Raw genomic sequence first — 13,029 nt, 5'->3', positions numbered from 1 at the left:
GGGAAAACGCGACGAGGACAACGAGCCTGCCTTAGCGGACGACGAACCCGCGGTAGACGACGCGCCGCCGCAGCAGCACCGGCCACTGGCGGCCCTTGATGCCGTTCAGCACGATGGCTGCCACCCCACCGGTGAGAACGCTGCCCATGATGACGCTCATGACGAGCATGAAGGCGATGGCCATGACAGTCCCTCCGTCAGAAATTGAATTTTAAAGCTTCTGCCTCCAACATCGCCCTCCCCCGCCCTATTCCACGGTTCAGGCCGGGATCGGCGGCGGCGGGGTCCAGCGGCCGGCGGCGGCGGGGACGCCGAAGTCGGGCTTGAGCTCGTCGGGGATGGCGTAGTGCATGACCCGGCCGCGGGTCAGGGACGTCAGCTCCAGCTGGGTGACCAGGCGGCCGAGCCGGTCGGACAGCTGCGCCGCCCAGGGCCCGCGGTCCTCCAGCCCCTCGATGACGCCGAGCAGGGCGGGAACGAGCTTGACCGTGGTGTCCCAGCCGGATCGCGGCACCCGCAGCCAGTCGGCGGCGGTGTCGCCGATCAGGAAGCGGATCAGCGCGGGCACCACCGGGTCGAGCAGGGTGCCGGGCACGACCTGCTCGTACATGTCGATGAGCTGCCCGGTCAGGTGGACGCCCTCGGGCGAGGGCCCCATGTGGCGCACCATGTAGCGGTCGGAGAACTCGCGGGCGGCCCCCAGGTCGGCCGGGATGACCGCCGGGTCGCATCCGAGGATCGCGCCGACCACCTTCCAGGCGTAGTAGTACGCCTCCGCGCCCTGCGGGGTCATGCGGACGCGCAGGCGGTGCAGGGCGTCGAGCACCTGGATGCTGAACATCATGAGCCCGCCGAGCATGTCCTCCTGGCAGATCGCCACCGGCTCGGGCCAGCCGCCCGTCTCGCGCAGGTGACGGCGGATGGAGGCGTGCAGCAGCCGCACCTTCTGGGCGGCCGGCAGGAACCGTCCGCCCGCCTCGAACGCGTCCGGTCGCATGAGATAGACGGTGAACTGCCCCGTCTCGGCCATGCGCCGCGACGGGTACGCCAGCGAGTGCGTGGCCGACAGCAGCCGGGCGACGTGCGGGACGACGTAGCAGGCCGGCATGGCCGCGAACGACAGCGCCGTGCTGATGTGCACGTCGTTGTCGATGAAGAACCGCCTGGCCTGCTCCATCATCGCCCAGTCCACCCAGTCGGGCGGGTTCGCGGTGGCCTTCAGGTAGTCGCGGGCGGCGTCCGGCAGCCCGTCGGGCAGCTCCTGGCCGGAGGTGGTGAACCAGCGCATCAGCGTGTTGAACCGGCCCACCTGCCCCTCGGCGAACAACGCCGCCACCGTGGCATCGGCCAGGTCGTCGCCCTTGAGCCGCAGGGCGTCCATGAAGACGTCGTCGTACGAACCGTCAGACATCGGCTGTCACCTCTTCGATCAGTCGGGTCAGGGCGCAGGCGGCGTCGGCGGGCAGGGGAGCCCGCTCCAGCGCCGTACGGGCGGCGTCGGCGCGTTCGCCGATCATGCGGCGGACCTCGTCGGCGGCGCCGCAGTGCTGCATGATCTGGGTGATCCGCGCCGCCTCGGGCGCTTCGACCGGAGCCCGCAGCAGGGCGTGCAGCTCCGCGCGGTCCGGTGTCCGCTCCAGGGTGATCGCCAGCAAGGCGGTCGGCTTGCGGCCCGCCAGGTCGTCGAGCGCGGACTTGCCGGTCACGGCGGGGTCGCCGAACACCCCCCACAGGTCGTCGCGCAGCTGGAAGGCCTCACCGAGCGGGCGGGCGTACCCGGACAGGGTCTCCAGCGTCGCCGGGTCGGCCCCGCCGAGCACCGCGCCGATCCGCAGCGGCCAGTCGACGGTGTAGGAGCCGGTCTTGAACCGGACGATCTGCAGCGACCGCGCCACGTCCGGCGGGCCCTGTGTCCGCAGCAGCTCCAGGCACTCGCCGGCGATCAGCTCGCGGCCCATCGCCGTCCACAGGGACACGGCCCTGGCGGTGAACGTACGCGGCAGGCCGCAGCCGTGGAACAGCTGACCGGCCCACGCCAGCAACAGGTCGCCGACCATGACGGCCAGCCCGTCGCCGAGCCGCCGATGGGCGGTGGGACGGCCGCGGCGCAGCGGGCTGCGGTCGATGAGGTCGTCGTGGACGATCGCCGCGGCGTGCACCAGCTCGATCGCCGCGGCCGCGCGGACCATCGGCTCCGCGTCCGGCTGCCCGGCCGCCCGCCACCCCCAGTAGCAGAAGGCGGGACGGATGCGCTTGCCGCCGGTCACCGACACCCGCGCCTGCTCGGCGACCGGCGCCAGCTCCGCGTCGAGCCTCAGCAGCTCGGCGATCTCCTCGTCGACGAATTCCTCCAGCGCCCGCTCCACCCGGGTCCGAAGATCGCTCACCGTGGGTTACGCTCACTGACCCGTCGCGCCAGCACCTCCAGGTGCGCCTCCCCCAGGGGCACACCGCGTCCCCACGCCAGCTCCCCCCGCGCCCGAAGCTCCTGCCGGATCTCCGCCAGCTGCGGCATCTGACGCAGCACGTCGCGCGCCCCGCCCAGCAGCACGTCGGCCACCCCGGCCGCCAGATACAGCGCCTCCTGGCGCAGATCAGCGCTCACATCCCGATCCATCGGCACTCACCGTTCTATAGGCGACACCGACAGTGAAGCACAGAGAGTAATGAGATGACCACGGTACGTTCACGGATTTCTCCGGAAGGTCATGGGCCGTCCGGCCGTGCTCGCCGACGCCGGGTCAACTCACCTTCTGGACGCGAGTCGTGCCGGAGGTGAGCGGGGTGCCGGTGGTGTCGATGGCCCGCAACTCGGGGACGGCCTCTCCTCGCTGGTCGACGAGCACCGAGTACTCCTCCCCGGAGGTGAAGGCGTGGCGCTCACCCCACTGACGCAGCGCCAGCATCACGGTGAACAGGTCGCGCCCCGCGTCCGTCAGCGTGTAGGTCTGCCGCTTGCCGGACGGTGCGGTGTCCCGGGCGAGGATGCCGCACTCGGTGAGGCGGCGCAGCCGGTCGGTGAGGACGTTGCGGGCGATCCCGAGCCGCTGGTGAAAGTCGGTGAAGGCGGACGCTCCGTCCATCGCGTCCCGGACGATGAGCAGGCTCCAGCGGTCGCCGACCAGGTCGACGGTCCTGGCCACCGGGCAGTTCGGGTCGGTCCAGCGCTCGGCTGTCATGCACACCTCCATTCGGTTGCTTTTCGCAACCATTCTGCCCTAGCCTCCGATTGGTTGCAATTTGCTACTGATTGGGGAATGGTGTGGCGACGATCCTCGGTGGACGGCGCAGGTTGTTGCCGGCCGTGGTGTGCGCGGTAGCCGTGGCGAACGTCTACGCCGTACAACCCGTCCTGGACGCGGTGGGATCGGATCTGGGGCTCACTTCAGGCGGTCTGGGATGGCTCGTCGCCGTCGGTCAGGCCGGCTATCTGGCCGGGCTGGTCACGCTCGTTCCGCTGGGAGACGTGCTCGACCGGCGGCGGCTCATCGCGGGCCAGCTGGTGCTCACCGCGGCCGGAAGCGCGGTCGTCGCGGCCTCGACGACAGCACCGCTCGCGCTGGCGGGTCTCGGCCTGGCGGGGATGTTCGCGGTCGTGGTGCAGACGACCGTCGCCTACACGGCCGCCGTGTCTGCGCCGCACGAGCGCGGCAGGAACATCGGCACGGTCACCTCCGGCGTGGTCGTCGGCATCCTCGGCGCCCGCGTGATGTCGGGCTTCCTGGCCGAGGCGGCAGGCTGGCGCAGCGTGTACGCCACACTGGCCGCCGCCTCGGTGGTCCTGGCCGGACTCGTCATGATGTCGCTGCCCCCCGACGATTCGTGTGAGCGCGCACGCGGTGGTTACCGGCAGGTGATCGCCTCCATGGGGAGCCTCGTCGCCGCGGACCGGATGTTCCGCAGCCGAGCGGCCCTCGCGTTCTTCGTGTTCGCCTCGTTCGGGACGCTCTGGAGCGGTCTGGCGCTCCCGCTGAGCGCCGAACCCTGGCACCTGACACCGGCACAGATCGGCCTGTTCGCTCTCGCCGGGCTCGCCGGCGCTCTCGGTGCAGCCCGCGCGGGACGGTGGGCTGACCGCGGATACGCCGGCCCGGTCACGGGCTGGGCACTGGTGGTCCTGATCGTGTCGTGGACGTTCACCGCCTGCACCGGGCAGTCCCTGTGGCTGCTGGCCGCGGGCGTGATCCTCCTGGACCTCGCGGTGCAGGCCGTCCACGTCAGCAACCAGCACCTCATCACCACGGCCCGGCCGGGCCAGGCCGGCCGCGTGATCGGCGCGTACATGGCCTTCTACTCCCTCGGCTCGGCCCTCGGCGCGGTGACCACGGCGTGGACCTACGCCACCGCCGGATGGCCCGCCGCCTGCCTGCTCGGCGCCGGCTACGCGACCGCGGCCCTCGCGGTCTGGGCTTTGTCCCCTCGACCTCGTCCCCCCGGCGCGGCTCCGCACCAGCCGCCCGAATGTCTCTCCTGCCCCTCCACCATCCGGGCTCCTAGGGGCGTGGAGTAGGAAAAAGCCGTACTTATGCATGTTCGGTGGCCAGTGAGGATTTGTACGTACTTGTGGGCGGGAGTTAGCGGCAGGGTCTTCAGTGTCAGCTTCCGGCCGTACCCGACGGCCCCTCGCCAGCACACCCGAGAGGTTCACCATGAACAAGCGCGCCCTCGCCCTTCCCGGTGCCGTCCTGGCCGCCGGCCTTCTCAGCGCGGCCTTCGTGCCCGGCGCCGCCCAGGCCGACGCCTCGCCGTACGCCGCGCCCGTCTACTTCGCGGCCAAGCTCACCGGCAAGAACGAGGTGCCGGTCAAGGGCGGCCCGAAGGTGGGCGACAAGAACGGCAGCGCGCTGGCGGTCTTCGTGATCGACCGTGACAAGGTCTCGTACGCCATCCGGTGGGAGGGCACGGCCACGCCGACGATGTTCCACATCCACCAGGGCAAGAAGGGCCAGAACGGCGACGTCAAGATCGGCTTCTTCATGGACGGCCTGCCCAAGGGCACCAGCGCCGTGTCCGGCACCGTGCCGGTCAAGGACAAGAACCTGCTGGCCGGCATCACGAGGAACCCCGGCAACTGGTACGCGAACCTGCACACCGGCGAGTTCCCCGGCGGCGCGGTGCGCGCGCAGATGTACCGGATCAAGCCGGTGAACCTGGCCTCGGTGCTCGCCATCGGCAACGGCAGCAGGTTCCACGTCAAGGCCGACGGCAAGCAGGAGGTCCCGGCGCCCGGCCAGAAGGTCGGCGACAAGGACGGCTTCGCCGAGTGGCTGTTCGACATCAAGGGCGGGAAGATCGAGTACGCGACGCTGTTCAACGGGATCGCCCCGCCCACCCTGGCCCACATCCACAGCGGCGCCAAGGGCAAGAACGGCCCGGTGGCGGTGGACCTGTTCGCCGACTCCAACGGCCTGCCCGCGGGCGTGAACGGCCTGGCCGGCACCGCCACGATCAAGAAGGACACCGCCAAGGGCATCTCCAAGAACCCGAAGAACTGGTACGCCAACCTGCACACCGGCCAGTTCCCGGGCGGCGCCGTCCGCGGGCAGCTCTACTCCGCCAACGGCGCCTGGTAACCGCTCGAAGGGTCGCCGAGCGGGGGCCGGCGACCCTTCAGCGGTTCCGCGGTTCAGCCGACGGACACCACCGTGCCGGTGCCGTCGGGGTATTCGAGGTAGCCGGTGTGCCGCCCGCCGCCGGTCAGGCCGGACCAGGAGAGCGTGAGGTCCATCGGCGTCCCCGGCGTCACCTCGGGGTGCCGGGGCGAGAGCGTGAGGCCGCCGCTGCCGCCCTTGACGGGCACCGTGTTGACCTGCGTGGTGAACGACGCATCCGCGGCCCCGAACGAGAAGACGGCGAGCGCGTACCGGCCGGGCTCCGGATCCACCACGGTGATCGCGGGGTCGGCGGGGTCGTCCGCCGACGCGACGATGACGCCGCCGTCGAAGATGGAGGTCGCGTCCTCCGGCAGGCGGACGAGCAGCGGCAGCAGCGAGCCCGCCGGCGCGTCGGTCCGTACGACGGTCTGCAGCAGCTTGGTGTCCGGCTGCACCGTGAACGTCACGTCCTGCTCGCCGCCCGGCGCGACCGAACCGGCGACCGGCTCGGCGTGTGCCAGGCCGTAGACGTCGATCGGCAGCTTCGGCACGCCCGGGGTGATCTGGAACGTGATGCTCCCCGTGGCCCCGCTCCCGGTGAGCGTCTCCGGGGCGACGACGACCTGCGGCGTGACCACGATCGGGCTGCGCACGGCGGCGCCGGCGCCCGTCCAGGTGAGCGAGCCGCTGTGGGCCTGCCCCGGCGTGCCCTTGCCCAGGGCGAAGGTGACCGTGAACTCCTTGGTCTGCCCGGCCTCGTCGAACTTCAGCGTGGGCGGCTTCACCTTGGTTTCGATGCCCGGGAGGTCGATCTCCGCGTGGTAGACGCCGGGCGTCAGCGCGGTGACCTCGCGGCGGACGGACACCGTGCCCATGAGGTCGCCGACCGCGATGGACGGGTAGTTCAGCGCGTTCGGGGCGATGGCCGGCACGCCGGTGCCGGTGTCGACGCCGCGGCCCTCCAGGTAGCCGAGCCAGTCCTCCTCGCCGGAGTCGTACACCAGGCCGGGGTCGAGCATCTTCGACGGCTCGGCCTCGCCGGCGCCGTACGCGAAGACGTCGGTGCTGACCTCGCCGGTCGCGGTGCTGATCGGGCCCGCGGTGGTCATCAGCGCGGATTTGACCGCCATCGGCGACATGGTGGGGTGCTCGCCGAAGTAGAGAGCGGCGAGCCCGGCGACGTGCGGCGTGGCCATCGAGGTGCCGGAGAGGAAGTCGAAGTCGTGCCCCGCGTAGGCGGGCGGCGCCACCGCCGCGAGGATGGACACGCCGGGGGCGGCGATGTCCGGCTTGAGCAGGTCGCCGTCGTTGATCTCGGACGGCCCGCGCGAGGAGAAGACGGCGGCCTGCGGGTACGGCATGTCATCCCCGCCGGGCACGAGGCTCGCCCGCGCGCCCTCCGTGGCCGCGTACGTCCGCACCGTCGTCGCGGCCGGGACGTTGAGGTGCACGGTCGGCACCGCGTGCAGGTCGGGGTCGGTGGTGTAGTCGTAGGTGTTGACCAGCACCATGCCGGCGCCGCCCGCCCTGGCGACCTCGGCCGACTTCTCCGCCCGCGGGTTGGTGTCGCGCTGGCAGACGATGATCGTGCCGGCCGCCTTCGCCGGGTCGAGGGTGTCCGGCAGGCACGCGGCCGCCGCGCCGTCCGCGGCGGCGGGGTTCTTGACCGCCGTGCCGAGCACCAGCGGCCGGTCCTTCACCTCCGCCGCGACCGTGGTGCTCACGCCCGTGAAACTGCGGCCGTCGCCCAGCGCCACGGTGGCCGTGTACTGCCCGATGCTGGACGCCGCCACCGTGGTCTCCCACGGCGCGGTGTTGTCCAGGCTGCTCGCGCCCGGCCCGCTGTTGCCGCCCGCCGTCGAGACGAACACCCCCGCCGCCGCGGCGTTGAGGAACGCGAGCTGGATCGGGTCGGTGACGGCCGACTCGGCCCCGGCGCCGACGGAGTAGTTGATCACGTCGACGCCGTCGGCGACGGCCTGGTCGATCGCGGCGAGGAGGTCCTGCTCCGCGCCGCCGGTGTCGTCGGATGTCTTGCCCTGGTAGAGGGCCTTGTAGACGGCGATCGAGGCCCCCGGCGCCACGCCGGAGATCTCGCCGAAGCCGACGCCGGCCACGTCCGCCTCGACGCCGGCGTTGCCGGCGGCCGTGGAGGCGGTGTGGGTGCCGTGGCCCTGGGCGTCGCGGGGCGACAGGTAGTCGGCCCGCTGCTCCGGCGGCACCGCGTGCGTCCAGCCGTCGCTGAAGTAGCGGGCGCTGATGATCTTCTCGTTGCACAGGGCGGCGGTGAACTGCTCGCCGGCCTGGCAGGTCCCGGTGAACGTGCCTCCGTCCGCCTTCCGCATGACGACCTCGCCGGCCCGCGCGTACGGCCGGTACGGGTCGTCGTCGCCGGGCGGGGTGGCGGTCAGCGCGGGCGCGGCGAACGAGGCGCTCTCCGGCCACACGCCGGTGTCGATGACGCCGACGACGACGCCCTTGCCCGCCTCGTCCGTACCGCCCAGCGCCGACCACACGCCCTTGGGCCCGGACAGCTTGAGGAAGTCGGTGGAGTCGCGGTCGTCGGCCGGCTTGAGGAGCCTGTTCGGGACGACGGACACGACGCCCCGCGACCTCATCAGGGTGAGCGCCTGGGCCCCGGTGAGGTCGGCGACGAAGGTGTTGGCCGCGACGGCGAAGTGCCGCACGGGCGTGACGCCCACGGCGGAGGCCACCTCCCGCTGCCGGGCGGTGAGGTGGGCGCGGTAGCGCTCGGCGTCCGCGGAGCCGACGTCGAGCTTGCGGCCCTTGTCCGGTTTGGTGCGGCCGATGCCCGCCACGCCGCCCGCGTAGGTGGCGATCGGCTTCTCGGCGAGCGTGACGAGGTAGCGGCCGGCGGCGACCTGGGTGGTCGCCGCCTCGGAGGAGGTCGGGGGTGTTGGCGCCGCGAACGCGAGCGCCATGAGGACCACCGCGCCGTACGCGGCGGCGGTTCGATGTGACGTCAAGGCCACGTGGGGTGCTCCGGGGGCGAGGAGGGACATTGCGTGTTATGTAGGCAATATTCGGCAACGGGTGGTTTTGGCAAAGAAAGTGAACTTCTCCCTGACTGTGGTTGTCGAGATACTGTCGTGACGACTTCTGCCACTGTGGCGAAAGTGGTCAGCCGGAAGAGGTTTAGCGGCCGGAAGGAGCGCCTGTGTTAGCGGCGCTGGGGATCAAGGAGTTCGAGGAAAACGTCTATCGAACCCTGCTCGACCAGGGCGAACAGGGCGTCGCCGAGCTCGCCGCCGCTCTGGGCGCGCCTTCCTCGCGGGTCCGGCACGCCCTGGCCCGGCTCACCGCGCTGGAGCTCGTCCGCCGGATCGCGCCCGGCCGCTACCGCCCGGTCGAGCCCCTCACCGCGGTGCCGGCGCTGGTCAGCCGCCGCCGGGTGGAGATGGAGAGCGCCCTCGGCAGGGTGCAGGAGGAGGTGGCGGATCTCGCCCACGCCTACCAGGTGGGGCGGCTGCGGTACGACCCCGGCCGGCTCGTCGAGGTGCTGTCCGGGCGGAACGCCGTCAACCAGCGGGTGGACGAGCTCACGCGGGCGATCAGCACGCACCTGTGGGTGCTCGACCGGCCGCCCTACCTGGAGCGGCCGGACGGGGAGTCCGACACGAACGAGAGCGAGATGGCGCGCACCCGGGCGATGATCGGGCGGGGCGTGGAGGTCCGCTCGGTGTACTGCCCGGAGTCCATGCAGCGGTCCGGCCGGTTCGACACGGTGGTGAAGCTGGTGGCCCTCGGGGAGCAGGCCAGGCTGCTGCCCAACCTGCCGTTCAAGCTGCGCATCATGGATCGCAAGGTCGCGCTCGTGCCGCTGGTCGGCGGCATCTACGACAGCCTCGTGGTCGTCCACCCGTCCGGCCTGCTGGACGCGCTCATCGAGCTGTTCGAGGCGTACTGGCGCCGCGCCACCCCCATCGCCCGGCCCGCCCGGGCGGAGAGCCGGGACGAGCCGAGCGAGGACGACCTGCTGCTGCTCCAGATGCTCAAGGCCGGCCTGAAGGACCAGGCCATCGCCCGCCAGCTGGGAGTGAGCGCGCGGACCGCCACCCGCCGGATCGCCACGATCATGGCCAGGCTCGGCACGGAGACCCGCTTCCAGGCCGGCGCCGAGGCGGCCGCCCGCGGCTGGATCTGAGGCGACCCCGGCTAGCTCGTGGTCGTCACGCGGCGGCGGAACTCGGCGGTGGCGGTCTGCATGACGGAGTTCAGGTGTTCCAGCTCCTGCTCCGTAGGCTCGCGGCGCAGCTCGACGTTGACGGAGAAGTCTCCGTCGGTGATGGTCACGTCGAGCCCGGCGAGCAGGTCCTGCGGCAGCCGCCCGAGGACGAACTCGCGGAACGCCGCCGCCATCGCGCCCGGCATGTCGCCGCAGCCGCACGACCGGCCCTCCTTGATCGCGCCCAGGTGGCTGCGGCCGACGACCGCGTCGCGGTGTGCCACGTCGAGGGTGGCCAGCCCGGCCTCGACGACCTGACCCGCCTCGGCCAGGCGTTCCTGGTGCTGGAGGAACAGGCCGAGGGCGATCCGCGAGCGTCCGAGCAGCTCCGCGTCGCCGCTGAACTCGGCGGCGGCGACGGCCTCGCGCAGGCACGGCTCGGCCTCGCCCGTACGGCCGGCCTCCGACAGCGCGAGACCCCAGTTCCGCAGCACCTGCGCGGTCAGCTCCGGACGGCCGATGCGCTCCGCGCGGGCCCGCGCCCGGGCGTACGTCACCAGAGCCCCGTCGAGGTCGCCGGCGTCGCTCTGCGCCATCGCGAGGCCCAGCTCGGCCATGAGCGCGTCGTCGTGCCTGCCCTGCCGCTCGTACGAGGCGAGCACCTTCTGGATCGCCTCGACGCGACCGCTCTCGTCGCCGCGGTCGCGACCGGCGTTGGCCAGCTGGGACAGCACGTTCAGCGTCATCTGGTGGTCAGGGCCGAGCCGCGCCTCCACGGCCTCGGCGAGACGGGACAGCACGACCCCGTCCGAGTCGGGGTGCTCGCCGGTCCCGTTCAGCACGGCGCGGGCCAGCTCCTCGACGATCGCGTCCGGCAGCTGTTCCAGGGCGGGGAAGGCGGGTTCCTGGCCGCCGGCGGCCGTCACGATCCGCGCCCGCAGCGCCAGCGCGGTGGCGACCCTCTCGTGTCCGTCGCGCCAGAAGATGCCGATCGTCTCCTCGACGGCCGCGCGGGCTCCCCGCAGGTCGCCGCGCCGGAGCAGTACGTCGGCCAGCGGCTCCAGGCCGAAGGCGTAACCGGCGTGCTCGGGGCCGTAGAAGTCGAGGCGTTCCCGCAGGTTGCGGCGCAGCTCGGCCTCGGCCTCGTCCAGCCGCCCCGACATCGCCAGCACCATGCCGAGGTTGAGGCGGTAGGTCAGCAGATCCTTGTGCGCCTCCGGGTCCTCGGGCCGCGGGATCGAGCAGGCGGCGCGATAGCACTCCACAGCGCGCTCGGGCTGGTCGGAGTTGAGCAGGACGGTGCCGAGATCGCACTGGGCCGACGCCCACTGCGGGGTGTCGCGGCCGTACCGGAGCTCGGTGGTGTGCAGCTCACGCACCATGAGTTGTTCGGCGTCGACCAGGCGGCCCTCCCGGAGCAGGGCGAAGGCCAGATCGAGCGACGTGGGTGGGGTCGGCATGGCGCAGGAGCATATAGGTCAAGGCCGACAAGCCGGAGCCGTCACGGTGACGTTCAGGGTGGGGATGGTGACGTTGCCGTCGTCCGCCGCGTGCCAGCGCCAGTGCGCCCCGTCGACGTCCCCGCAGACCAGGCCCGTCCAGCCGAGCCCGCCGGCGGCGCACACGGCGTGCAGCCGCTCGGTCTCCGCCGCCGTGGGCGTGCCGGTCACCACCAGCAGCCCGCGCAGGTCGCGGCGGCGGGCCGTGGCGCGTACGGCGCCGCCGCCGCGACCGGACGGCCAGGGCGGGGCCTGGTGGAACAGCTCGGCGGGGTTGACGAGCGTCGCGCCGGGCGGCAGCGCGGCGGGCGGGCCGCCCACGACGGCGACCGGCAGGCCGGGGTGGGTGCGCAGCACGTCGGCCATCAGCCCGTGGACGACGTCCCGGGCGACGTCCGCGTCCCCGGTGAGGCTGAGGATGCCGTCGAGGCGGCCGAGGTTCACGAAGACCTGGCCGCCGTCGTCGCGTACGCCGGCCCGCGCGAGCGGCGCGGCCACCGCCGGCCCGCTCAGCGTCGTACGGGCGGGCGCCTGCCGCGAGGCCAGCCGCCACCGGGCCCGGTCCACCGGCTCCCACGGGGCCGGGGGCCAGGCTGCGGTGTCGACCCAGGCCGTCACGTCCTCGCGGTCCACCACGACGGCGTGGACGGAGCCGCGCGTCGACGGCTCGCGCGCGGCCAGGTCCTGTACGGCGCGGGCGGCGCGGGCCGGGGCGTCCAGGTCCTGGGCGAGGGCCGCCGTCAGGGACGCCCGGTAGCGGCGCCGGCGTGAACGCCGTACGGGATCGCCGAGCCGGTACGCCCGGCGGCCCACGGCCAGGGCGGCGGCGCGCAGCCTGCGCCGGGCCAGCACCCCGGCCGTGACCAGGCCCAGCAGGACGGCCACCACCGCGGCGATCGCGGCGGGCAGCGGGATGCCGTAGCCGGCCAAGGTCGTCGTCTCGCGGGCCATCCGGACCTCGGGGCCGCTCGCGTCCTTGGGCAGGCGCAGCAGCCAGCCGGGGTGGAGGTCGGCCGGGTCGGTGAGGGCGCCGCCGTCGTCCTGCGGCCGGTTCTGGTTGAGGGCGAAGATCTCGCTCCACCGCCCCGGGTCGCCGAGGGTGCGCTGGGCGATCGAGCGCAGGTTCTCCGGCAGGCCGCCGTTCTGGTCAGGGCTCTTGACGACGTACACCTTCACGAGGTCGCCGTCGGGGGCGGCGAGCGCGGGCGACGCGGGCCAGAGCAACGCGCACAACGCCAGCAGCACGGCGACCGTGAGCGGAACAGGCGGAACACGATGGCACACAGAAGTTTTCAGCCTCAAAATTCCCACCTGCTACCTTTCTCCCGGTGCGTCAGTGTACAAAGTGACGCCGGGGGCCGGAGAGGCGTCCCGCCCCCGTGATCCGCCCCCCTGATCCGCCATCGTCTCGATCCCCCGACCAGAGGAGTCCCGATGCCCGACTTCACCGTTGATCTCAACCAGACCGCCCAGACGTCCGACGCGCTGAGCGCCGCCTTCACCGATCTGCAGGACCGGCTCAACGGCGTGCGCACCCAGGTGCAGGCGCTGCTCAGCGAGGGCTTCCAGACACCCACCGCGCAGCAGGCCATGCAGGCGAAGTTCGACGAGTTCAGCAAGGGCTTCGAGCAGGTGACGCAGAGCCTGCAGGACATGAGCCAGGTGCTCAAGACCGCCGGCACCAGCTTCCAGGAGGCCGACCAGCAGATCGCCAGCCAGTTCACGGCCACCGCCTGACGAGGAAGTCCCG

General features: G+C 72.3%; 12 protein-coding genes. 4 read left to right on the top strand and 8 right to left on the bottom strand.

From position 1 onward, the window contains the following. Positions 1 to 31: 31 nt before the first annotated feature. The 5 genes from ACIBP6_RS33295 to ACIBP6_RS33275 form a co-directional block, all read right to left on the bottom strand. Entirely contained in the window at positions 32 to 184 is a 153-nt protein-coding gene (locus tag ACIBP6_RS33295) for a hypothetical protein (protein ID WP_165970245.1), read from the bottom strand. Positions 185 to 259: 75 nt separating this feature from the next. Then, positions 260 to 1,411, bottom strand: coding sequence for an oxygenase MpaB family protein (locus ACIBP6_RS33290; RefSeq protein ID WP_397057787.1), 1,152 nt, complete (start codon positions 1,409 to 1,411; stop codon positions 260 to 262). Next, entirely contained in the window at positions 1,404 to 2,387 is a 984-nt protein-coding gene (locus ACIBP6_RS33285) for a polyprenyl synthetase family protein (RefSeq protein ID WP_397057786.1), read from the bottom strand. Before ACIBP6_RS33285 ends, ACIBP6_RS33290 begins: the two co-directional genes overlap by 8 nt. Beyond that, positions 2,384 to 2,605: a hypothetical protein gene (locus ACIBP6_RS33280; RefSeq protein WP_397057785.1), complete on the bottom strand. Its 222-nt coding sequence runs from the start codon at positions 2,603 to 2,605 to the stop codon at positions 2,384 to 2,386. The genes ACIBP6_RS33285 and ACIBP6_RS33280 overlap by 4 nt, the downstream gene beginning before the upstream one ends. A gap of 136 nt (positions 2,606 to 2,741) precedes the next feature. After that, positions 2,742 to 3,179 (bottom strand): winged helix-turn-helix transcriptional regulator, encoded by a 438-nt coding sequence (locus tag ACIBP6_RS33275; protein WP_397057784.1) that lies wholly within the window; start codon positions 3,177 to 3,179, stop codon positions 2,742 to 2,744. A gap of 83 nt (positions 3,180 to 3,262) precedes the next feature. Here ACIBP6_RS33275 and ACIBP6_RS33270 point away from each other — a divergent pair, with 83 nt between their 5' ends. Together ACIBP6_RS33270 and ACIBP6_RS33265 are read left to right on the top strand one after the other, a co-directional pair. Continuing rightward, on the top strand, positions 3,263 to 4,510 hold the full coding sequence (locus tag ACIBP6_RS33270; RefSeq protein WP_397057783.1) for an MFS transporter: 1,248 nt from the start codon (positions 3,263 to 3,265) through the stop codon (positions 4,508 to 4,510). Positions 4,511 to 4,649: 139 nt separating this feature from the next. Beyond that, positions 4,650 to 5,573, top strand: a complete 924-nt coding sequence (locus tag ACIBP6_RS33265; protein ID WP_397057782.1) for a CHRD domain-containing protein — start codon at positions 4,650 to 4,652, stop codon at positions 5,571 to 5,573. 53 nt (positions 5,574 to 5,626) lie between these two features. Here the strand turns inward: ACIBP6_RS33265 and ACIBP6_RS33260 are convergent, their stop codons facing one another. Then, entirely contained in the window at positions 5,627 to 8,581 is a 2,955-nt protein-coding gene (locus ACIBP6_RS33260; RefSeq protein WP_397057781.1) for a S8 family serine peptidase, read from the bottom strand. A gap of 191 nt (positions 8,582 to 8,772) precedes the next feature. Here ACIBP6_RS33260 and ACIBP6_RS33255 point away from each other — a divergent pair, with 191 nt between their 5' ends. Further along, on the top strand, positions 8,773 to 9,759 hold the full coding sequence (locus ACIBP6_RS33255) for a helix-turn-helix domain-containing protein (protein ID WP_397057780.1): 987 nt from the start codon (positions 8,773 to 8,775) through the stop codon (positions 9,757 to 9,759). A gap of 11 nt (positions 9,760 to 9,770) precedes the next feature. On the opposite strand, the gene ACIBP6_RS33250 is transcribed toward ACIBP6_RS33255, so the two are convergent. Beyond that, the gene (locus tag ACIBP6_RS33250) at positions 9,771 to 11,240 is read right to left on the bottom strand and encodes a tetratricopeptide repeat protein (protein WP_397057779.1); all 1,470 of its coding nucleotides are present in this window, start codon (positions 11,238 to 11,240) and stop codon (positions 9,771 to 9,773) included. Between the two features lie 18 nt (positions 11,241 to 11,258). Beyond that, positions 11,259 to 12,563, bottom strand: coding sequence for a hypothetical protein (locus ACIBP6_RS33245; protein ID WP_397057778.1), 1,305 nt, complete (start codon positions 12,561 to 12,563; stop codon positions 11,259 to 11,261). Between the two features lie 150 nt (positions 12,564 to 12,713). On the opposite strand from ACIBP6_RS33245, the gene ACIBP6_RS33240 reads away from it, so the two are divergent. Then, positions 12,714 to 13,016, top strand: coding sequence for a WXG100 family type VII secretion target (locus tag ACIBP6_RS33240; RefSeq protein WP_165969683.1), 303 nt, complete (start codon positions 12,714 to 12,716; stop codon positions 13,014 to 13,016). Positions 13,017 to 13,029: the final 13 nt, after the last annotated feature.

This window comes from Nonomuraea terrae, from assembly GCF_044465245.1.
Classification (GTDB): Bacteria; Actinomycetota; Actinomycetes; order Streptosporangiales; family Streptosporangiaceae; genus Nonomuraea; species Nonomuraea terrae.
Note: the sequence above shows the minus strand (reverse complement) of the source record. Positions and strands in the feature narration are given on the sequence as shown.